This is a genomic window from Dictyobacter sp. Z7_2 (assembly GCF_057551105.1).
Genome location: NZ_BAAJPE010000002.1, coordinates 4886078 through 4906259, shown reverse-complemented (window position 1 = coordinate 4906259; position 20182 = coordinate 4886078). Strand labels below are relative to the sequence as shown.

23 protein-coding genes are annotated in these 20182 nt (G+C 52.5%); 17 read left to right on the top strand and 6 right to left on the bottom strand.

Features of this window, described 5'->3' with window-relative positions; translation table 11 throughout:
* The first annotated feature begins 47 nt into the window (after positions 1-47).
* Both AC27N8_RS33920 and AC27N8_RS33915 read left to right on the top strand, forming a co-directional pair.
* Positions 48-905, top strand: coding sequence for an LLM class flavin-dependent oxidoreductase (locus AC27N8_RS33920; protein ID WP_487073901.1), 858 nt, complete (start codon positions 48-50; stop codon positions 903-905).
* 132 nt (positions 906-1037) lie between these two features.
* On the top strand, positions 1038-1592 hold the full coding sequence (locus AC27N8_RS33915) for a dihydrofolate reductase family protein (protein WP_487073899.1): 555 nt from the start codon (positions 1038-1040) through the stop codon (positions 1590-1592).
* A 57-nt stretch (positions 1593-1649) separates the two neighbouring features.
* Here AC27N8_RS33915 and AC27N8_RS33910 read toward each other — a convergent pair whose 3' ends face one another.
* Together AC27N8_RS33910 and AC27N8_RS33905 are read right to left on the bottom strand one after the other, a co-directional pair.
* Positions 1650-2210, bottom strand: coding sequence for a hypothetical protein (locus AC27N8_RS33910; RefSeq protein WP_487073897.1), 561 nt, complete (start codon positions 2208-2210; stop codon positions 1650-1652).
* 202 nt (positions 2211-2412) lie between these two features.
* Positions 2413-3348 carry a phosphotransferase gene (locus AC27N8_RS33905; RefSeq protein ID WP_487073895.1) on the bottom strand — a complete coding sequence of 312 codons (936 nt, stop codon included), beginning with the start codon at positions 3346-3348 and terminating at the stop codon, positions 2413-2415.
* A 202-nt stretch (positions 3349-3550) separates the two neighbouring features.
* On the opposite strand from AC27N8_RS33905, the gene AC27N8_RS33900 reads away from it, so the two are divergent.
* From AC27N8_RS33900 to AC27N8_RS33885, 4 genes are all read left to right on the top strand, one after another.
* A complete protein-coding gene (locus AC27N8_RS33900) occupies positions 3551-4123 on the top strand; it encodes a hypothetical protein (protein WP_487073893.1) in 573 nt (190 codons plus the stop codon).
* 204 nt (positions 4124-4327) lie between these two features.
* Positions 4328-5356, top strand: a complete 1029-nt coding sequence (locus tag AC27N8_RS33895; protein ID WP_487073891.1) for a hypothetical protein — start codon at positions 4328-4330, stop codon at positions 5354-5356.
* Positions 5349-5765, top strand: coding sequence for a GntR family transcriptional regulator (locus tag AC27N8_RS33890; protein ID WP_487073889.1), 417 nt, complete (start codon positions 5349-5351; stop codon positions 5763-5765). Before AC27N8_RS33895 ends, AC27N8_RS33890 begins: the two co-directional genes overlap by 8 nt.
* Positions 5762-5899, top strand: a complete 138-nt coding sequence (locus AC27N8_RS33885; protein WP_487073887.1) for an ATP-grasp domain-containing protein — start codon at positions 5762-5764, stop codon at positions 5897-5899. The genes AC27N8_RS33890 and AC27N8_RS33885 overlap by 4 nt, the downstream gene beginning before the upstream one ends.
* A 62-nt stretch (positions 5900-5961) precedes the next feature.
* Here AC27N8_RS33885 and AC27N8_RS33880 read toward each other — a convergent pair whose 3' ends face one another.
* Both AC27N8_RS33880 and AC27N8_RS33875 read right to left on the bottom strand, forming a co-directional pair.
* A complete protein-coding gene (locus AC27N8_RS33880; RefSeq protein ID WP_487073885.1) occupies positions 5962-6915 on the bottom strand; it encodes an amidohydrolase family protein in 954 nt (317 codons plus the stop codon).
* A gap of 126 nt (positions 6916-7041) precedes the next feature.
* A complete protein-coding gene (locus tag AC27N8_RS33875; RefSeq protein WP_487073883.1) occupies positions 7042-7902 on the bottom strand; it encodes an SDR family oxidoreductase in 861 nt (286 codons plus the stop codon).
* A 327-nt stretch (positions 7903-8229) separates the two neighbouring features.
* Between AC27N8_RS33875 and AC27N8_RS33870 the strand changes: the two genes are divergently transcribed.
* The 5 genes from AC27N8_RS33870 (at position 8230) to AC27N8_RS33850 (ending at position 12440) form a co-directional block, all read left to right on the top strand.
* Positions 8230-8712 carry a toll/interleukin-1 receptor domain-containing protein gene (locus AC27N8_RS33870; RefSeq protein ID WP_487073881.1) on the top strand — a complete coding sequence of 161 codons (483 nt, stop codon included), beginning with the start codon at positions 8230-8232 and terminating at the stop codon, positions 8710-8712.
* Positions 8713-8850: 138 nt separating this feature from the next.
* On the top strand, positions 8851-10467 hold the full coding sequence (locus AC27N8_RS33865) for a class I adenylate-forming enzyme family protein (RefSeq protein WP_487073879.1): 1617 nt from the start codon (positions 8851-8853) through the stop codon (positions 10465-10467).
* 67 nt (positions 10468-10534) lie between these two features.
* On the top strand, positions 10535-11410 hold the full coding sequence (locus AC27N8_RS33860; RefSeq protein WP_487073877.1) for an amidohydrolase family protein: 876 nt from the start codon (positions 10535-10537) through the stop codon (positions 11408-11410).
* Between the two features lie 30 nt (positions 11411-11440).
* The gene (locus tag AC27N8_RS33855; protein ID WP_487073875.1) at positions 11441-11761 is read left to right on the top strand and encodes a hypothetical protein; all 321 of its coding nucleotides are present in this window, start codon (positions 11441-11443) and stop codon (positions 11759-11761) included.
* A gap of 160 nt (positions 11762-11921) precedes the next feature.
* Positions 11922-12440 (top strand): NUDIX domain-containing protein, encoded by a 519-nt coding sequence (locus tag AC27N8_RS33850; RefSeq protein WP_487073873.1) that lies wholly within the window; start codon positions 11922-11924, stop codon positions 12438-12440.
* Between the two features lie 34 nt (positions 12441-12474).
* Here the strand turns inward: AC27N8_RS33850 and AC27N8_RS33845 are convergent, their stop codons facing one another.
* Both AC27N8_RS33845 and AC27N8_RS33840 read right to left on the bottom strand, forming a co-directional pair.
* On the bottom strand, positions 12475-12885 hold the full coding sequence (locus tag AC27N8_RS33845; RefSeq protein WP_487073871.1) for a DUF2000 family protein: 411 nt from the start codon (positions 12883-12885) through the stop codon (positions 12475-12477).
* A gap of 122 nt (positions 12886-13007) precedes the next feature.
* Positions 13008-13478 carry a MarR family winged helix-turn-helix transcriptional regulator gene (locus AC27N8_RS33840; protein ID WP_487073869.1) on the bottom strand — a complete coding sequence of 157 codons (471 nt, stop codon included), beginning with the start codon at positions 13476-13478 and terminating at the stop codon, positions 13008-13010.
* Between the two features lie 177 nt (positions 13479-13655).
* Here AC27N8_RS33840 and AC27N8_RS33835 point away from each other — a divergent pair, with 177 nt between their 5' ends.
* The 6 genes from AC27N8_RS33835 to AC27N8_RS33810 all read left to right on the top strand — a co-directional run bounded on the left by AC27N8_RS33835 (position 13656) and on the right by AC27N8_RS33810 (position 20018).
* A complete protein-coding gene (locus tag AC27N8_RS33835; RefSeq protein WP_487073867.1) occupies positions 13656-13979 on the top strand; it encodes a hypothetical protein in 324 nt (107 codons plus the stop codon).
* Positions 13980-14124: 145 nt separating this feature from the next.
* On the top strand, positions 14125-14775 hold the full coding sequence (locus AC27N8_RS33830; protein ID WP_487073865.1) for a helix-turn-helix transcriptional regulator: 651 nt from the start codon (positions 14125-14127) through the stop codon (positions 14773-14775).
* A 219-nt stretch (positions 14776-14994) separates the two neighbouring features.
* Positions 14995-15951, top strand: coding sequence for an ornithine cyclodeaminase family protein (locus AC27N8_RS33825; protein ID WP_487073863.1), 957 nt, complete (start codon positions 14995-14997; stop codon positions 15949-15951).
* A 246-nt stretch (positions 15952-16197) separates the two neighbouring features.
* Positions 16198-16968 (top strand): SDR family NAD(P)-dependent oxidoreductase, encoded by a 771-nt coding sequence (locus tag AC27N8_RS33820; protein WP_487073861.1) that lies wholly within the window; start codon positions 16198-16200, stop codon positions 16966-16968.
* 68 nt (positions 16969-17036) lie between these two features.
* Positions 17037-18500 (top strand): APC family permease, encoded by a 1464-nt coding sequence (locus AC27N8_RS33815; RefSeq protein ID WP_487073859.1) that lies wholly within the window; start codon positions 17037-17039, stop codon positions 18498-18500.
* Positions 18501-18527: 27 nt separating this feature from the next.
* On the top strand, positions 18528-20018 hold the full coding sequence (locus tag AC27N8_RS33810) for an aldehyde dehydrogenase family protein (protein WP_487073857.1): 1491 nt from the start codon (positions 18528-18530) through the stop codon (positions 20016-20018).
* The last annotated feature ends 164 nt before the right edge of the window (positions 20019-20182 follow it).

Genomic DNA, 20182 nt, shown 5'->3' with positions numbered 1-20182 from the left:
TCTTCATTTATCAGGAGCCGCTGCGCTTCTGAGCAGGAAAGGGTATCATGATGAAAATAGGCATAAGCATTCCACAATTCGCTTCCCCTGAGGATCTTTTCCCCTGGGCCAAAAAAGTTGATAACGGTCCGTTCTCCAGCCTTGGGATGTATGATCGGTTGGTATATAGCAACTACGAACCGCTCATGACATTGGCGATGGCCGCCGCAGTCACCACACGGGTGCGTTTGTTGACCGAAGTATTGCTTGCTCCATTGCGCAATCCGGTCATCCTCGCCAAAGAATGCGCCACCCTGGATGCTTTTTCAGGGGGTCGTCTGACGCTGGGATTGGGCGTTGGCATCCGAGAAGATGATTTCCACGCCGCTCAGGTAGATTTCACCACACGCGGCAAGCGCTTCGATGATCTGCTTACCACAATGAAGCAAATCTGGTCCGGCCACCTTCTGGACGCTGAGATCGGTCCCATTGGGCCTCAACCAGTGCAGCCCGGAGGGCCAGAGCTGATCCTGGGAGGGGATTCCCCTACGGCAATCCGGCGTATTGCTCGTGAGGCGCAGGGAGGATTGAGTGGGCATGACGATCCCCACGAAGCTGATCACTTCTTCCGGGCCATCGAACAGGAGTGGAGACAGGCAGGACGAGCCGGAAAGCCCCGGCTGATTGGTCAGTTGAATATGGCCCTGGAGACAGGGGATGAGGAACAGGTCCGAGCTGAAATCTTTCGCTACTACTCCGTTTTTGGACCGTTTGCGCATGTCAAGGCAACTGCCATGCTCTCTACCCGACAACAGGTGCGCGAGGCAATCGACGCCTTTGAAAGCATCGGCACGGACGAATTGATATGTTATACCTGGAGCTCCGATCTCGACCAGATTGATCGCCTGGCGGATCTGATTGGATAATGGCTTTCCGACGCGATGCTCGCAAAATGACCGGACTTCAGGCCGAGAAAACGAATAGCTAGAAGACAGCGCAAAACCATAACAACGTGGCTGCATTGACAGTATCGTAACGCATCACTGAAGGAGAGTCTCATGAGAAAAGTAGTAGTATCTGAGTACGTGACATTGGACGGCGTGATGGAAGATCCAGGCGGTGGCGGCTGGAGCTTTCCCTTCTGGAACGAGGAGGCGGCGCAGTATAAATTCGATGAGCTCTTTGCCAGCGATGCGCTCCTGCTGGGGCGTACAACCTACGAGGGATTTGCTCAGGCCTGGCCCGCGATGACCGACGAACAAGGCTTTGCCGACCGCATGAATGGCCTCCCCAAATACGTCGTCTCGACCACCCTCACGGAAGCAAGCTGGAACAACTCGACGATCATCAAAGAGAACGTCGTGGAAGAGATCTCCAGGCTTAAGCAGCAGCCGGGACAGGACATCCTGGTCGCCGGAAGCGCGGCACTTGTCGACACACTGATGCAGCACAACCTGATCGACGAGTACAAGTTCATGATCCATCCCATTCTCGTCGGCAAAGGCAAACGCCTCTTCGGTGACAACCTCGAGAAACTCTCGCTGAAACTGATCGAAACAAAGACATTCAAGACAGGCATCGTCATACTTATCTACCAACCTTCCCGGGAATAAACCGGATATATTTCAAGCATCCCCTTACAAAATCATCTCTCCTCTGGAGAGATGATTTCATGCCGTGTGCTGCCCCGCATCGCCAGGACGCGTTAAGGCAAGGGCATCAAGCAAAGCGTCGCGCTGATCCACGTTAAGCAGGATATTCATCGTTCGACACTTTCGCAGGCCAATTCTGAGGATGAGTTCCTGTTTGAAGATCAGTAACACCAGTTCCTGATTAGAAAAGCATGCCACAATACGCAGCTTTTTTGCTTCATAGCGAGCACGAAACGGTTGTATCCTGGTCGAGCTTTTGCGTATCCCATACGCCTCATTGATAGCATCGAGGGGAATCTGCGCACTGAATGCGAGGCCATAGTGCAGATGGAGGTGGGTAGCAGTCAAGCGATGCGTGGTCCACAAAGGGGGCAACAACTGGATAAATGTCAGACATGACAATCCGATAGTGGCAATCAGAAGCGCCATTTTGAGCCAGAGGAGTGGCACGAGTACCGCTGTCAATAGCTCTACAGCACCTCCTTCGACGATCAGTAAAAAGGCGAAAGTTCCTACCGTGGCTATGTAAGAGCCACGTCGGGCGGTATAGCGAAAGGTTTTGATCACTTCTTCGGGCATAAAAAGAGCTCCAATCTCTCATAACTTCCACAATATTTCTATCTTCACCTATTGTTATATATTACTATATATCTATATTATATATAACAAATTTTTTCTGTGAAGTTAAGATCAATCTATCCTATACTCCCGATAATTCTCTGAAGAGAAAAACTTAGAGATCAATAGCAAAAGAATGATCTCAGCCTGTTCTAAATGCACATTATAAGCCAGAGATCTCTAATATTCTCCTGGCGCTCCCTGCAAAGCTATCCCAGCGCTTTGTGTAGCAGTGATAGGCCATAGAGTCTAAGCCGATATGAATCTGGTAGCACAATAATCTCGCGTGAAAGTTTTGTAGATCCAATTTCTTCATCTGATAGTGTTGCTCAATCGCTCCACGAATATCTATATTGTGCCATTGGGGAAACCATGGCCACCAGAAGAGTAAGTGTGCGAGATCATAGAGATAATCGCCGTAGCGTGAATCGCCCCAATCAAGCAGGGAGGCGATACGATGCCTATCAACGAGAACATTCCGGTTCAGAAGATCATTATGAATCAGATGTCGCTCATTTGGACACAAAGGGACCTGCACCGCCAACAAAGCGGCCGCTTGCTCAAAGAGTGCAAGATTGCCAGGAACGTCATCCAGAGCCTTGCGCCATCCCGAAGTCCGATATCCCGGCCGATCATTGACGACATCCAGCAGAGCTTCCTGCCAGCTTGCATAAGGAGCTCTGCCCCAGGCATCCCAGAGGCCAAAGCCAGTTGTAGTACTCAGATCGACCTCTTTAATCGCATCGAGGGTCGCAAGTAAGCCAGGAAGCACCGTTCGCATGGCATTTTCATCGAGTTGATCAAGAAAGTCTCCATAGGCACGCTCCGATAGGGCAAAGAAGCCATTTTCGTAGCGTCCAATTTCTCCGATACGCGGGATTGGTAACCTGTCCAGGGCGTACTGTGCGACAATCCGATCCTTCCTGAAGTCCTCATCGAAGAATCCAAAGCGTGCCACACATGCTTGCCCGGCCACCTGATAAGCGAAGGCAACCGACCATTCGCCTCTGCCTAATTCGTAAATATGTTGAACATCAGCTCCGCAGTGCTCGGACAAAAAGGCTTGTGCACTCGGCAATTCGATCAAATATTTTTTCATGTTTCCATTCATCTGCTTTTCTTTTGAGTGTTTTTGTTTTTATAGTAGAAAGCAACACGCCCGTGATAAACTATATGAAAAACCACCCCTCATCGAAGGACCATCGAGCTATGCATATTTACAACATCCTTCGTCTCAATTATGCTCAAAGGTACAAAAGCACGTCCTCCGATAAAACATGTCCAGGGAAGGATCTACTCGCATGGTGACAACCAGAAAAGACCGTATCTCTACACTCTCACTGCTAACATGTCTGGCCGCTGCTATGATCGCTGTAAGTGCGATTATTCTTTTTGCAAGCATCTTAGCATTGAGCATCGTGATACGTCTCGTTCAATACCGCACATATGCCGTTCCTCAAAATCCACTCTATCAACTATTTATAAGAGGAGGATGGCTACTGGTACCTGTAGGTCTCTCTCTTATTTCTGGAGCTATCTTCACGCGCTTTGCAGCACGCCGCATTCGTCACACCTTTGCCTCAGAAGCGTTGCGCACCCAGCGACAGATGGCTTATCTGTGTGGTCTACCCTTTTACATTATCTGTCTCTTCAGCCTCGTCACGAGCCTGCTTTCCGATGACGCCATGCATGCTCCCATCATCGGAGGGATCGCCAACTTTTTACATCACCTCATTTATACCATGCTCTCACAAGAGCTCACCAATACAGCGGCGTTCGTAGCGCTCGGCAGCATCTTCGGATGCGTCTCCATTGGCTATCTCATGCGCATGCGCCTCCTCTTGCGCACGACACCTGCGACCACTCACAGCTAAAAGCAGAAAAATCTTCCTTTTCAGGCAATTGCTGGCAACAAAAATCTGCCCCTTGACAAAGGCGGCTCCTTATCTGTATCATGTAGTTAATACAGACTGTATCATGTGCTTAATACAGATGAGGGGGGGATTGTCTTGTCAGCCAGCGATCCATCCCAAACAGCCATCAGCAGAGACAAACAGGAAGGAGCCTCGGATTACATTATGGATCAACTTTTACTGCTATTGCCACTCTTCTTATTCTTGTTCCTGGGGCTTGGAGCAATCGGAATGGGCATCTATGGCCTCTGGCATGGATTGCCCATCAATCAGCAATGGATGAAAGAGCTTATGACCTGGCATATCGTAGGCCTGGATATGCACCCTCAAGCCCTCACAGATGTCAGGCGTAGCTGGAATTATTTCACGTCGATGAGCCTACTGGCGAGTGGCATCGGGATGGCTCTGATGTCAATCATGTGGATGATTATTGTACTACGGGCAAATGGAGCCGTATCAGTCGATAGTAACAACTACACCTTTGTACTGGCAAGTTTCTTGTTAAGCTTTGGTATTGGCGGAGGTATTGGGGCGATATTTGCTGCATGGCGTTTGCGCAATACGGCAAGGTTCAACAGTGGTATCACCTATGCAGACTTGCGACGCCGCAGCTTGTCTGACTATCGCAGCAATCTATTCCGCTGGCTAATCATTGCTATCATTGCCTGGACATTTGGGGTCCTGCTCGTACTGGCACCTCATACAGGATCGACATTGCCAATCGATCTGTTTTTTCAAGTGATAGTAGTACCAACAACACCAGCCGGTTTAAGCATCGTGCCAGACATCATGCTGCTGGTTTTTATCCTGACAGAGATCATTTTCTTCCGCATCGTGAGCTTTTCACGCTTGCTGGTTACCTCCGACTCAACGCTATCGCAACACGCCGACGATATGTTACGAGCCACTGCGATAGGATTCATCCAGTACAGCGAACTATTGGCGATAGGGTGGCTGGGTTCTTTGCCATTTTCGTTGCTCTCGCAGCAATTATTGAACTCTCACTACTGGCAAGGTGATCACCAGCCATACGCAGAACTCTTAAGCGTCTGCGTATTCCTCCCCCCGGCGATGCAATTCCTGGGTACGGGCATCTTGATAATGAGAGGCCACCTTGGAGGGAAGATTTCTCGCTGGCCCTGGCAAGCCCGATCTCTCATCCAGACCGGAGAAAATGGACATCCAAATGGGTAACTTGCTCGTGCTCCTGAATCAAGCGAGTCCGATACCGCCCTACGAGCAGATTCGCTTGCAAATACGCAGCTTGATCGCAGCGGGACAACTGGCACCGGGGACATTATTGCCCTCGGTGCGCCAATTCGCCCGCGACCTCGGAGTCGCCCCCAACACCATCGCACGAGCCTATAGCGAGCTCGAACAGGCCGGATGGGTCATCACATCCATGCGCAAGGGTGTGATGGTCGCCTCACATCCGCCAATTCTCAGCGACGAAGAGCGTCAACACCGCCTTGAGCAGGCCGTCGGCGAACTACTCATCATCGCGCACCAGCTCGATATCAGTCCAGAAAGCATCCATGCCGAGATCGATCGACAAAGCGGACAAAAAGCTATAAGAAAGCCGCAACGCGATGAAAGGCTGTGAGTTTATCTCTAATGGATGTGGCCAGAAAGAGTGATGGCACATGGAATATTATTGAGCTTGGTGATGGTCAGGTCGCCGGATTACCTCCAAGGGCTGATGTTGATGTTTTTTACCAGGCACTTGCGGGTCTTTGATTCTTCTATCGTATGCTTGAGGAGAGATGCAAGCTTATTTTCGATGGAGATCTCACATCCGTTCACAGGCGTAGCAGACGTTCGGCATTCCCATGAGCGATCCGTTCCCGATCGGCTGGACTGACAGGGAGCGTGTCGAGGAAGGTGCGAGCCTCCTGCATCGAGGCAAAGGGATAGTCGGCGGAGAACATGATCCGCTCGACGCCGACCTCAAGCAGCAGGTCGAGGAAGGTGGAGGTGAAATTGAAGCCGCCAAAGGTGTAGTGGAGGTTTTCGCGCAGATAGGCTTCCATAGGACGCTCCAGCCTGGTGATCTCGGTTGGCAGCATGCGATTGATCCTGGGCAGCATGAAGGGGATACCTTCTCCCATATGGCCGATCACAAACTGCAAGCGCGGATGGCGATCGAAGACTCCGCCAAGGATCAGGCGCAGGATGTGGTTTGAGGTCTCGATATGCCAGCCCCAGGCAGCTCGCGCCAGTTGAACGGTCACCTCGGGTGAGAAACCTGCGTAGGACGCTTCTATCACTGCCCGTGGAGGCTCAGCCGGATGCAGATAGATCGGCACCTGGAGAGCTTCGGCACGCTCCAGGATCGGCTCGAAAAAGGGATCGTCCAGATAGCGACCGCGTGTATGACCATTGATCATTGCTCCCTTGAAGCCATGCTCGTTAACCATGCGCGACAACTCGTCGGCGGCCTGGTCAGGAGCGGGGGTCGAAAGCGCAGCGAAGCCAGCAAAACGACTCGGATGGCGTCGCACGGCGTCCGCAAGCAGATCATTCATCTTGTGGGACAGCGTCACAGCCTCGGCAGCATCCAGATTCTCCACGCCGGGAGAGGTCAACGAGAGAACTTGCAGATCGATATGAGCAGCGTCCATAGCAGCGATCCGCCCATCGTCGAGGTCGCATAACAGCTCAACGAGTTGTGGAGCATGAATCTTCATGCCCCTGCCAGGACCTTCCAAAAAAGCCGGACTCGCATAGTGTTCCTCAAGTGTGATTGTCCTCATCGCATCTTCTCCATTCATCGGATCAAAGAATAATTGTATCATCTCGTTTGTTGCCAGCAACAACAGTGAAGCTCACGACGCGTCAGATAGCATGGTCCGCTGCGCCATGAGCTAACCTGATCTCTTTCAGGCCGATTCCAACGACGCGCTCTTTTCAGCGATCAAAGACTCAGTTACCTGCCAGAGTCGCTGCTGCTGCTGCTCGTCGTACGATGCCTTCGAAGATGCCACTTGCTTGCTTTTAATAAAATATTGGCCACTGACGTGCTCGACAGCGGGCGAGGTCGCCAGATAGAGAGAGGTCTGTGCCCCCTGCTCAGGGGTCAACAGGACCAGGCGGCTCAACTTCCCAACGATGCCATCGCCGACAAAGCCGGTCGCAACACCTCCTGGATGCAGGACATTGACGGTCACTTGCGTACCTGCCAGGCGTCGAGCGAGCTCATAGGAGAACATAATCAGGGCCAATTTTGCCTGCCCATAGACAAGCAAACTACGATACTGACGTTCGCTTTGCAGATCATCGAACTTGATGCGAGCAAATTTGTGCACCATTGAGCCGACGTTGACGATACGGGATGGAGCGCTGGCCTTCAGCCGATCGAGCAACAGAGTCGTCAACAAAAAAGGTCCAATATAATTCAAGGCCAGCGTCGCCTCCAGGCCATCGGGAGTCACGTCCCGCTGCGCGAACGACCCACCGGCATTATTAATCAAAGCATGCACCTGCGGATAGTTAACCAGGATCTCCTGCACCAGTTGCCGCACCGATGTCAGCGATGACATATCTCCAATCAACAGATCAATATGCTCGTTGCCACTACTTGCCTTGATCTCAGCCCGAGCCGCCTCGCCTCGCGCACGATCTCGACAAATCATCACCACCGTCGCCCCGCGCTGCGCCAGAGCCTGAGCGGTCGCCTTCCCAATTCCCCCATTGGCACCTGTCACAAGGTAGACCTGATCCTGTAATTCGCTACTTGCCATGTCGATAAATCCTCAAATACTCACAAATAAACGTAAAACATGTCCAAAGAGATCAATCTATCAGGGCAAAGATAAGCCACGCATGTCCACATGTTGGCCAAATACTTCTTTCTATCATATCTCACAACTCGCTACAAATACAATTTCCCGACGTGTTAGAAAAGCACAAATAATCAAAGCGCGAGGCGACTTCACCTGAAGATGATTAGGAGTGTTACACGATCTCCATGAAAAATCACCGGCTGCTTTCATAGGTAAGAGAAATTTTTCGTCTCTACATTTGAAAGAAAGTTGAACACTATCAATAGAGGCGAAGGAAAATCAGACATGACAAGAGGACCCAAACAACCTTTGAGCATCTACGTGAGCTACGCGCAAGAAGATGAAGCGCTCAAGCAAGAACTCGAAGACTATCTTATCATTTTGCAACAGGACCAGCTCATCTCAGGGTGGGCAGAGCGTCAGGCGCAGCGAGGATCAGATTGGTCCCAAACAGTTGACCCTCGCATCTTTACCGCTGATATTATCCTGATGCTTCTCAGTCCACGCCTCGTTAGTTCGGGCTATTGCTCTGGAGCAGAGGCACGGGAGATGTCTGAGCGACGCGACAAAGGAGAAACACTCATCATTCCAATTATTTTGCGCCGCGTCAACCTGACAGGATCGCCATTTGGAAATTTCTCTTCTCTGCCAAGCAATGGCATACCAGTCGCGTCCCAGCGCAATCGCGATGATGCCTGGTGGGATATCGATCGGCAGCTTCGCCATGTCATTAAGCAGTATTGGGGACCGAATTATTGGACACCATAGAAATATTCATCTTCATCAATTAAACTTATAAGAAAGTGATCTCATCAAAACTATCTCACACATATAACGGTAGGACTTCGTAACATTGGAACTATCAGTGCTGATATCCATCAGGAGAACAGTGAGGTAACTACTACCATGCCGATCTATCAATCGTCTGTGCAAACAGAGTTATTTCGTCCATCGCTCACCTATCCTATCCAACTGTATGATCAAATGTTAATGCGCACCGCAGAGCGTTATCCAGAACAGGTTGCCATCGTCTTCAACGACGTCGATCTGACCTACCGCGAGTTGGATGCTCTTGTCAATGCCTTTGCCAATGCCCTATCGCAACTTGGCATCGGCAAGGGACAACAGGTTTGCTTGTTCATGACCAATTGTGCCGAATATGTCATCAGCTGGTTCGCCGTCACACGCGTCGGAGCCACAGTCAGCCCGATCAACCCATCGTACAAGGAGCGCGAAGTCGCTTACCAGATCGACAATAGCGAAGCGATCGCCGTTATCGTCCATGAGCATCTGCTGCCCATCATCGAAGCCAATCGTGCGGACAGAGCTGGACTACAATCCATGATCGTCGTCGGATCAAACCGACATGATCCAGCATCCCATATTTACGCATTCAGCCAGTTAGTGCATCAGCAAACATCCGTGCCACCACCACGCCCGGAGGAGTCCTGGGACGAGATGATCGCCCTCCCTTATAGCAGCGGGACGACAGGCTTGCCCAAGGGCGTGATACTCAGCCACAAAAATCTGGTCTGCAACGCCTATCAATCCGTGGCCACGGCCCGCATCACGTTCGACGATCGTATGCTGGTCTTCCTCCCACTCTATCATATCTACGGCATCATGCTGATGGGCTGCGCGGCCCTGTCAGGAGCTCGCCTCGTGCTGATGGAGCGCTTTGATCCCGAGCAAGCATTGCAGCTCATTCAGACGCAAGGAATCACGCTACTCTACACCGTCCCGCAGGTTTTATCCGCCCTGAGCGCCTGGCCGCGCCTGGATGCTTATGATCTCCATACGGTGCGCTTCACCCAGTGCGGAGCGGCCCCAGTTCCTCCCATACTCGCGCATCGCTTCGAGGAGCGCACACACATTACGGTAATGACCTCCTACGGCCTGACCGAAGCCGCGCCTGGCACCCACTCCAATCCTGTGTACAATCCTCGGCTCATCAAAGTCGAGACGATCGGCTTACCCATCCACGATACCAGACAAAAGATCGTCGACGTCGAGACTGGTCAGCGCGAGTTGGGAGTCGATGAGGTCGGCGAGTTGATCGTCCAGGGACCTCAGGTGATGCAGGGCTATTGGAAAGCGCCAGAGGCCACCTGCGATGCCTTACGCGACGGCTGGCTCTATACCGGCGATATCGGCTCCCGCGATGCTGCCGGCTATGTGACAATCACCGATCGCAAGAAAGAAATGATCAAGGTCAAGGGATTCAGCGTGGCTCCAGCTCAAATTGAAGCCTTATTCCTTGAGCATCCAGCGGTCGCAGACGTGGCCGTGATCGCCAGACCCGATCAGGAGGCCGGTGAAGTCCCCAAAGCGTTTGTAGTCCTGCGCGCTGGCTCTGCACCATTGAGCGGCTCCGAGCTGCTCCTCTGGGCGAATGGCAAACTGGCAAGCTTCAAAAACGTCTGCGAAGTTGAGTTCATCGACACCATTCCCAGAAACCCCTCAGGGAAAATCCTGCGCCGCATCCTCAAGCAGCAAGAGCTACAACGCCTGGGCTTACAATAACCATCCAGCACCGGAAAAGCAATTGGCAAGAAGAACGAGCGTTAACGAGCATTGAGAAAGGAAACTCATGACAATCGATATAAACAACATCGTGGCCATCGACGTCCATACCCATGCCGAAATCTCCGAGCGCCTGCCTGAAGATCCAGAATGGCAGGCCATGCAGGAGGCAGCGAAGACATACTTCAAGCACACAGAGCCTCATCCAACGATCCCCGAGATCGCCAGCTACTATCGAGAGCGCAAGATGGCCTGCGTCATCTTTCCTGTCGACACAGAATCGACAACCGGACAGGTTCGCGTCCCCAACGAGGAGGTCGCCGAGCGTGCCGCCGAGAACTCTGACGTGCTTATCCCCTTCGCCAGCATCGATCCGGCCAGGGGCATGATGGGCGCACGGGAGGCTCGTCGTCTCATCGAACAATTTGGCGTACGCGGCTTCAAATTCCATCCATCGCTGCAAGCCTTCTATCCCAACGACCACAAAGCCTATCCCCTCTACGAAGTCATCGCCGCCGCTGGACTCCCGGCGATCTTCCACACCGGCCATTCGGGGATCGGCACCGGGATGCGCGGCGGAGGCGGTATCCATCTCAAATACAGCAATCCCATGCACCTCGACGACGTCGCCGTGGACTTCCCCGATATGCCCATCATCATGGCACATCCATCATTTCCCTGGCAGGACGAGGCCATCTCGGTCTGCCTGCACAAGCCGCAAGTCTACATCGACCTCTCAGGCTGGTCGCCAAAGTACTTCCCGCCGCAACTGATCCAATACGCCAACACCCAGCTCAAGCACAAGATACTCTTTGGCTCCGATTATCCCTTGATCACGCCCGATCGCTGGCTCGCCGACTTCGCCAAAATCGATATTCGTCCCGAAGTACGCCCTTTGATTCTCAAAGAGAATGCGATCAAACTACTTGAACTTGACCGCTAAAGTAGTGCTCTGTCAAAACACAGAAGGACGTTGCGTGGCAAAGGAGGATGGCCCCTTGAACCAGGCGCTCAGGCTCGCCGACGTAGCGGCGCGGCAATTCGCTTGATCGCGACGTACCGCCGTGCTGTCACTTCCCGCACGAACACGTCCCATGTGCATCTGAATGCAACGCAGACGAGACGATCCACGGTGGGAAGATCACGCAATGGAACCCCATGGGGAGCGTGGTCGTACGAGTCACAGACAGCACGGCGGTACGTCGCGATCAAGCGAATTGCCGCGCCGCTACGTCGGCAAACGTGGATGCCTGGTTCAAGGGGTCATCCTTCTTGTCCGGCAACGTCGCGATGACATTTGACAGAGTAGTAGCGTCGTGCCCTCGGGCACGATGTCCCAGTTCCTCGTACGAGACTGCTGGATAGCGGCGAGCCACGCTTACCTGCTTGATCGTACGTCTAGTGGGACATCGTGCCCGAGGGCACGACGCTACTGAAGAGAGGATTTTTAACACATGGATGAAACAAAAAAGCTTCTGCGTAGCGAGCATGACATCGACTTTTTACCAAAGCCGAACGAAAGTCAGATCTGGCATTCCGCTCAACTCCCTCCACGGGAATTGATCACCAGCGCGCTGGTACTCGCCTTCGAGGGAGATCGTCTGCTGATGACCCATCTGAGGCATCGTGGCTGGGACATCCCGGGAGGACACGTTGAGGCTGGCGAGTCGCCCGAGGAGACGGTGCGCCGCGAGGTCGATGAAGAAACGAGGACGATCCTGGGGCCATTGAGTCTGCTTGGTTATCAACAGTTGCGACTGCTGGGAGCGCGACCGCCAGCGTACCGCTATCCCTATCCCGATAGCTATCAGGTCTTCTATTGGGGGCGCGTGCTCTCCTTCGAGGATTTCCTTCCGACGGCTGAGACGCAGGATCGTGCTCTATTTACTCCCTCAGAAGCGCGAGCACTTTCCTGGGTACAACTCCATCCGGATCTCTATGAGATCGCTCTGAAGAGGATGCATGGAGGCTGATGGGCATCCATGAGCAGATACTGTCTTTTTGGACTTATTGGTGAAATTTAAGCTTATCGACGATCTTGTCGAGCGTTTTTCTCTCGGCTCGCATGGCAAGGCCCACCAGATTGAGGTTCGCTTGCTCGACGCTGCGGACAACTTCTCGATTGGCTTCGTCATGCGTCGTCGAAAACATCTCCTCGGTATAGAGAGCCGGTTGAACTCCGCGTGCCAACGCTCGCTCAAGCGCTCGCGCTAAGGCCGAAGTGTCGGCACCATAGATCAGGATGGGTTGTCCAATCAATGGTAAATAGCTATTCCCCGATCCATCCTGATAGGGCTCTCCAATACTGTCAGGATAGGATGCAGCAATGCCGCTCGCTAAGAAGGCAGCCACATTCATTTTTTGCCATGGCATCAGATCGGACCGAATAATTAAAGCAACTTTGGTATCGAAGAGCATAAAAGTCCCTTTCCGCTAAAAAGTATAAAGAGGTCAAGCGAAGCGAAGACCTTGTAACGTCGCACGCTCGCGTGCGACGTCCCACTTGACGTAAGAGCCTGCTGGATCTTGGCACACCGACGCTAGGGGGCATCATCGTACGTTGAGTGGGACATCGCACGCGAGCGTGCGACGCTACGGCTTCCGGCAATCGTGGTGAGGAGATCTCGCAGGAGTTGTACCTCGGAGGGCGCAAATTCACCAAGGAAATCCTCATTCATCTGATCCATTTCATGATCAAGTGGCTCCTGGAGATCGCGTCCGCGTGCGGTCAGCACAACCTGGTTGATACGACGATCCGTGGCATGCGCGTGACGCTCGATCAATCCAGCTTGCTCCAAGCGATCAAGTAGACCAGTAATCGTCGCGCTATCCAGCACGAGACGCTCACCGATCTCGGCCCCGCTCTGATCATCCCGCTCCCAGAGCACCTTAAGAAGCGCATACTGGACCGGCGTCACACCGTAGGACGCCAGACGCTTCTTGGCCGACTGCGTCACTCTCTGATAGGCTTTGCCGAGATAAAAGCTCAAACAATCCTCAATATGTTCCATAGCACCTCCTGTGCCAAGAGAGATGATCATCCCTCAGCCGATTTCTGTAACCAGAGTATAACACAGACAAGATACTTTGACAACAGTTACTTGTGTACAAGTAACTTTATCGCCAGCCACCAATGCTCACTGACGTAGTGGTCTAACCCACGTCATTGCGTCGATGCAGGAGCGGTGATGTGTCTCCCAAACAGCTCCGGTAGGCGATGGGATGACAGGTTCGCCGACGTAGCGGCGCGGCTCCGCCGTGCTGTCTGTGACTCGTACGACCACGCTCCTCATGAGGTTCCATTGAGCGATCTTCCCACCACGGATCGTCTCGTTGGCGTTGCTTCCATCAGCACATGGGACGTTTTCGTACGTCCAGTGACAGCACGGCGGAGCCGCGCCGCTACGTTGGCTGGCCTTGACGCCTGGCACGTCGCGATGATCATTGATAGAGCAGTAGCGGCGTGGACATCGGGAACCAACGGGTCATCCTGGTCGCTTGGATCACAATAATTATTTCTTTGAACAGAACATAGCTCTTGACAGATCAAGCACGAGGTTCGTATAATTCGTGGGTATTCTTAACTGATAAATAAAAGAGAAGCGTGTTTCTCAAACGATGCCTCCTGAGATCGAGATAGAGAGTAGAGAATTGTCAATGGACGACAGCTATTTGAAAAAAGTTATTCCGATTGCAGAAGCCGTGGCGGAGATGTTTGGGAAACGCTGCGAAATTGTACTCCATGATCTCACGCATCCTCAATCGTCGGTCGTGTACACGAAGAATGGACACGTCACCGGACGCAAGATCGGTCAATCATTTCATCATTTGTTCCCCAAGGTGTTAAGTTCGAGCAAGTTCAATGACGATTATTTGAGCAATTATAAAACGATTGCCAGCGATGGGCGCATCATAAAGTCATCGACGGCCCTTGTGCGCGACGAGAATAACGTCGTGATCGGAGCTTTTTGCATCAACTTCGACGTCGACGATCTGTTGAAATCGAAGCTCTTTGTGGAAGAGTTCGTGGCGATGGACGAGGTGGAGACGTTGCGCGAGGAGAAGGAGATTGTCGAGAGCGTATGGGATGTGGTGACCAATCTCATTCGTTATGCGGTAGAAGAATATCCTGTACCGATCCACGAGATGACCAAGCAAGACAAGCTCAAAATTGTTTCCTTCCTCAACGAAAAGGGCCTTTTTCTGATCAAAGGGGCCATCGACGAACTGGCCACGTCCTTAAATATCTCCAAAGTGACTATCTATGGATACCTCGACGAATTGAAATCGCTCGGCGAGACAATCTGACACAGCGCAAAATCCCTCCCTACATCTCATGCTCCCCACGCCGCAGAGCCAAACATCAGCTTTCAGATTTTTGATAAAAAAATATCTAAATTGGATAAAAAAATATTGACAATCTGCGCATTGATATTCTATACTTCGCACAAGATTATTAATAGTTCACACAAGATTATTAATAATCGGTTAACACATTGAACAAGTTGTCATAGTAGGTGTAAAATCATGCCAGAAATTTTGTGTCTTTCGACATCTGATGTGCGTCGTGTGCTTTCATTTGAGGCCGTCATGGAAGCGGTACAGCAGGCATACATGGCACATTCGCTACATACGGGACACACCTATCCTATCATTCGAGAGAAGTTCTCAGAGGATGCGGTATTTGGCGTCAAAGCTGGATATCTGGAGCAAGGGAGTGTTTTAGGATTAAAGGCCGCTGGTTTTTGGGGCAAAAACCGTGCGCACAATGAGGAGGCACATCAGGCAACGGTTCTACTGATTGATCCACAGACAGGCAAGCCCAGAGCATTTATGGATGGAAATTATATTACGACCATTCGTACGGGTGCCGCCGGTGCTGTAGCAGTTGCTCGTCTGGCAAACCAGGATGCGCGTGTCGCGGCGGTGATTGGAACCGGAGTGCAAGGAAAAATCCAAACGGAGGGTATCTTGAAGGTCCGCCCCGGCCTCAAGGAGGTCCGCTGTTTAGGGTTGACTGGACATTCGGTTGCCGCATACACGGCACAGTTTCAAGATCGTGTAGATGTGAAAGTTTGCACCAACGTGCTCGAGGCGGTTGAAGGCGCGGATATTATTGTCACGGCCACTCCGACAACCACTCCTCTACTGATGGGCACGTATCTCAAAGCGGGAGTCCACATCAATGCCATCGGTTCGGATACAAAGGGCAAGTCTGAGCTGGACGCATCGGTATTGGATCTCGCCAGCGTATTTACCGACGATCTGCACCAATCGCGCACGATCGGTGAACTCCAAAAGGATCCGCACAGAAGCGCTATCGAGATTGGCGATGTGCTGCTGGACAAGCAGATTGGCAGAGAGCACGAAGCACAGATCACGGTCTTCGACGCAACTGGCATTGCATTGCTCGACCTGGTCACGGCAGAACTGGCACTTCAGTTTGCAGCGCAGCAAGGCATTGGGAGCGTCTTACACTGGTAGCATCGTCTGCGTGAGCGCGGCGTTGACGATGGCTTTTTAATCACATGACGTATCGTTCAGCCAGCATAGCGTGCCTTGATTGTTACCCTGCGGCACCAGGAAAAGTGTCATCTACATAACAGCAAGCAGGCAGCACAGGAAAAGAGCTCCTCCTGATCTGGGCATCAGAGCGCTTTTCGCCTTTTTGTTACGGTAGATAAGACATCATGTTGAGCGACACATTTACAAGATTTGGAGGATTTACGCATGGGTAGATATGGTATTGAAGGGCGCGTCGCGCTGGTCACAGGTGGAGCACAGGGTATTGGAGGCGCGATAGCGACATTATGTGCCCAGGAAGGGGCAAAAGTCGTTATTCTCGATTACGACGAAAAGGCTCTGACGCAAACGGTTGCCAGGCTACAAGCGGAACACTATACCGTGACAGGTGTGGTAGGAGATGTATCCAAGCCGGCCGATTGCAAGCGGGCGGTCGATACTGCCATCGAGCAGTACGGACAATTGCAATTGCTCTTCCCCAACGCAGGCGTGCCCTTGATTGCCAGTATCATGGACGTCGAGCCGGAAGATGTCGATCGCGTCATCGATATCAATCTCAAGGGGATGATCTACATTTGCAAATATGCTATTCCTGCCTTGATCCAGGCGGGCGGAGGAGCTATCGTCACGACCGGCTCGGAGATGGCTTTTGCGGCTGATCCCGCCAATCCAGTCTACGACTCCTCTAAAGCGGGAGTGGTGATGCTGACGAAATCGATGGCACTCGATCTCATCAAACACAACATCCGCGTCAACTCTGTCTGTCCCGGTGTCACCAATACACCACTATTACAAAAAGAGGTAGACACAAGCCCCGATCCAAAGCTGCGAGAAGAGGAGAACAATGCCTGGGCGCCCATCGGCAGAGTGGCCGACCCAATGGAAGTTGCTCATCCGGCTTTATTTCTGGCGTCTGATATGGCTTCATTTATGGTTGGTTCAGCTGTAATGGTTGATGGCGGTTATACCGCGCAATAGATACAGCTACACATATGAGACTTTTTGTCAAATGTAGTACAACTATTAGCACATGAAGGACGAAAGCATTGGATTCAATTAATCAGATCGTTGATGATACCAATAGCTCATCAGGGATAGTCACCACTACCGATGAGAAACTTGAGAAAAATGCCGTTGGGCTCCCGGGCGCACTCGGTATGTCGTTGGCTTTCATTTCGCCGACCACAGGTGTACTGTTTATCACCACGCTGATCGCCTCACAGGCGGGCATAGCCTCCCCATTCGCTTTTATCATCGGTACGCTTGGCGTACTTCTCATGGCCTGGGTGTTAGCCATGTTCGCCCATCAGATACCGGCGGCGGGCACATTCTACACCTTCAACAGCAAAGGTATCGGACCCAAAGCCGGCTTCATGTCTGGCTGGCTGCTACTCATAGCCTACGGGCTCCAGGGTCCACTGAACGCCGCGCTCTTCGGATCTTTTTCATCGGACTTTATCTATAATCTCATTCAGGTCAGGATACCCTGGGAGATTCTATCCGTGCTGGTGATCGTGTTCGTCAGCTGGCTCGCCTATCGCAGCGTCAGCCGTTCCATCACGATCGATCTTGTCTTTGTCTGCATCGAAGTACTGATCATTGGCTTCCTTGTCGTATGGGTACTGGTCACCGGGGGTGCCGAGGGACAACATCTCAGCGCCTTTGCACCAGTCGAGCCGCTACACGGTTTTAGTGGTATCGGCCTCTCATTCGTCTACATCCTGTTCGCCTTCTTCGGCTTCGAGTCCTCGATTACCATCTCGGAGGAAACAAAAAATCCACGCCGCAACGTCCCGATTGCCTTGATCGCCTCGGTCGCGCTCACCGGCGTCTACTTTGCCATCACAACCTACGCGATTGTGATCGGATTTGGCGCATCACATGTACAGGATCTCGTCAGTAGCCAGGCTCCTCTCAGCGATATCGCCAACCGCTATTTGGGTCATGGCTATCAGATCGCGGTTGATCTGGCAGGTATCAGCGCACTGATCGCTGTTATCATCGCCGCGCATACCGCCAACTTCCGCGTACTCTTTGCCATGGGACGTGAAGGCGCGCTACCAACCAGACTGGCCAGTATGAGCAAACATCACACGCCCATCAACGCCATTCTTGCCTACTCGGTCTTCTCCATCGTGGTGACGCTCGCCGCAGGCTTGTTCTGGGGACCGGGAGTCAGCGGAGCGTTCGGATATCTGGGCTTCTGGGCCAGTCTGGGCGTGATGCCTGTCTACCTGATGGTCTGTATCGCCCTGTGGCGCTATACGCGCAAAAATGGCACCTTCTCCTGGTTTAAGCATGGTCTGGTTCCGCTCGTGACTCTGATCTTCTACATCTTCCCGATCATTACCAGCCTATATCCTTATCCAGGCATGCCGCTGGCGATGATGCCATGGTTAACGATCCTGTTTGCCGCCATCGGATTTGTTATCATTTATACCATGGGAAGGAGAGATCCACATCGTCTGGAGAAGATCGGTTCAACCGTTTTCGAAGAAAAGAGTGTTTAGCAGTGTTTAGAAAGTAGGGATGAGCAGATGACCACTAGACTACAGGATGATGTACAAAAAGCGCTGGCTGGCGAAGACCTGGAGGCGTTATCGGGCAATTTGATCAATAACGAATGGGTACGAGGAGACGGACCGTCATTCTCCGTCGTCGCGCCCTCTTCGGGAGAAGTACTGGCCGTCTTGAACGAGACGTCCGAGCAGATGACTGCGACAGCGGTGCAGGGAGTACGCCATTGGTTTGATCAGGGTCATCCACTCAGCCCCTTTCAACGCTACGAGCTCCTGCATAAAGTGTCGCAGGAGATCGCAGACAATAGCGAGATCTACGCCCGACTGATCGTTGCCGAATCGGGTAAGCCAATCAAAGACGCACGCATCGAGGCGGCGCGAGCGGCGCAAACATTCCGTCTGGCCAGCGAAGAGGCCAAACGCATCCACGGAGAGGAGGTCCCGCTGGCCGGGACCCCTGGCTCCGAGGGACGCCTTGGCATGACGATCCGCGTCCCACTCGGGGTGGTCTGTGCCATCACCCCATTTAATTCTCCACTGAACCAGATGAATCACAAGGTGCCAACAGGATTGGCAGCGGGCAACGGCGTGATCGTCAAGCCACCCGAAATAACGCCGCTCAGCGCCATTCGACTGATGAGGTCGCTCCAAAATGCTGGACTCCCATCCGGTGCACTCAATATGGTGCAAGGACGTGGCGAGGTCGTCGGCGAGTGGCTACTGGACAATCAGTTGATCAACGCCTACTCGTTTACCGGCAGCGCCGCCGTTGGAGCCAGAATTCATCGCAAGGCCGGACTCAGGAAGACGTTGCTTGAACTGGGCTCGAACTCATCCGTGATCGTGCATAAAGACGCCGATATCGAACTGGCCAGCCGCTTGATCGCCAAAGCGGGCAACGTCTACGCCGGACAGATATGTATCTCGGTGCAACGCGTCTACGTGCATAAGGACATTTATGACCGCTTTAAAGAAGCGCTCTCGCATGAGATTCAAAAAATTGTCGTCGGCGATCCGAGCGACGAAGAGACCGATATCGGACCGATGATCAGCGCCGAGGCGGCCGAACGTGCGGCCTCCTGGGTCCATGACGCCGTCCAGCAAGGTGCCAAAATCGTCGCCGGAGGTACACACGATGGTCCCTGGTTCCAGCCAACGGTGGTCGAAAACGTCACTCCCGACATGTTCATCGTCTGTCGAGAAGTGTTTGCTCCCATCATGAACCTGATTCCCTATGAGCAGCTTGAGGACGCTATCACGCAGGCCAACACAAGCATCTATGGACTGCAAGCCGGCGTCTTTACGCAAGATCTCGACGTCGCATTCTACGCCGCCAAAAAGCTAGAGGTCGGAGGCGTCATCATCAACGACACATCAAACTACCGCATCGATCAGATGCCCTATGGAGGCGTCAAGCAAAGCGGAATGGGCCGAGAAGGCGTCAAATATGCCATCGACGAAATGACGGAGTCCAGACTCATCGTATTGAATCTGCGCTCCCCATTTTAAGCCCAAGACATCCTTCGCCCTCATAGCCAACGCTCGCCGACGTAGCGCCGTGGTCTTGTGCCCGGCGGCCACGTGACGTACGTAACGTTGGTTTTCGTCACCCAATGCTGCGAATCGACGAGGAACGTTTTCGTACGTGAACTGGCCGCCGGGCACAAGACCAC

Excerpts from the sequence above, each read along its gene's own strand:
- AC27N8_RS33920 (WP_487073901.1), top strand. The coding sequence starts at position 48 with ATGATGAAAATAGGCATAAGCATTCCACAATTCGCTTCCCCTGAGGAT.
- AC27N8_RS33915 (WP_487073899.1), top strand. The coding sequence starts at position 1,038 with ATGAGAAAAGTAGTAGTATCTGAGTACGTGACATTGGACGGCGTGATG.
- AC27N8_RS33910 (WP_487073897.1), bottom strand. The coding sequence starts at position 2,210 with ATGCCCGAAGAAGTGATCAAAACCTTTCGCTATACCGCCCGACGTGGC.
- AC27N8_RS33905 (WP_487073895.1), bottom strand. The coding sequence starts at position 3,348 with ATGAAAAAATATTTGATCGAATTGCCGAGTGCACAAGCCTTTTTGTCC.
- AC27N8_RS33900 (WP_487073893.1), top strand. The coding sequence starts at position 3,551 with ATGGTGACAACCAGAAAAGACCGTATCTCTACACTCTCACTGCTAACA.
- AC27N8_RS33895 (WP_487073891.1), top strand. The coding sequence starts at position 4,328 with ATGGATCAACTTTTACTGCTATTGCCACTCTTCTTATTCTTGTTCCTG.
- AC27N8_RS33890 (WP_487073889.1), top strand. The coding sequence starts at position 5,349 with ATGGGTAACTTGCTCGTGCTCCTGAATCAAGCGAGTCCGATACCGCCC.
- AC27N8_RS33880 (WP_487073885.1), bottom strand. The coding sequence starts at position 6,915 with ATGAGGACAATCACACTTGAGGAACACTATGCGAGTCCGGCTTTTTTG.
- AC27N8_RS33875 (WP_487073883.1), bottom strand. The coding sequence starts at position 7,902 with ATGGCAAGTAGCGAATTACAGGATCAGGTCTACCTTGTGACAGGTGCC.
- AC27N8_RS33870 (WP_487073881.1), top strand. The coding sequence starts at position 8,230 with ATGACAAGAGGACCCAAACAACCTTTGAGCATCTACGTGAGCTACGCG.
- AC27N8_RS33865 (WP_487073879.1), top strand. The coding sequence starts at position 8,851 with ATGCCGATCTATCAATCGTCTGTGCAAACAGAGTTATTTCGTCCATCG.
- AC27N8_RS33860 (WP_487073877.1), top strand. The coding sequence starts at position 10,535 with ATGACAATCGATATAAACAACATCGTGGCCATCGACGTCCATACCCAT.
- AC27N8_RS33850 (WP_487073873.1), top strand. The coding sequence starts at position 11,922 with ATGGATGAAACAAAAAAGCTTCTGCGTAGCGAGCATGACATCGACTTT.
- AC27N8_RS33845 (WP_487073871.1), bottom strand. The coding sequence starts at position 12,885 with ATGCTCTTCGATACCAAAGTTGCTTTAATTATTCGGTCCGATCTGATG.
- AC27N8_RS33840 (WP_487073869.1), bottom strand. The coding sequence starts at position 13,478 with ATGGAACATATTGAGGATTGTTTGAGCTTTTATCTCGGCAAAGCCTAT.
- AC27N8_RS33835 (WP_487073867.1), top strand. The coding sequence starts at position 13,656 with ATGTGTCTCCCAAACAGCTCCGGTAGGCGATGGGATGACAGGTTCGCC.
- AC27N8_RS33830 (WP_487073865.1), top strand. The coding sequence starts at position 14,125 with ATGGACGACAGCTATTTGAAAAAAGTTATTCCGATTGCAGAAGCCGTG.
- AC27N8_RS33825 (WP_487073863.1), top strand. The coding sequence starts at position 14,995 with ATGCCAGAAATTTTGTGTCTTTCGACATCTGATGTGCGTCGTGTGCTT.
- AC27N8_RS33820 (WP_487073861.1), top strand. The coding sequence starts at position 16,198 with ATGGGTAGATATGGTATTGAAGGGCGCGTCGCGCTGGTCACAGGTGGA.
- AC27N8_RS33810 (WP_487073857.1), top strand. The coding sequence starts at position 18,528 with ATGACCACTAGACTACAGGATGATGTACAAAAAGCGCTGGCTGGCGAA.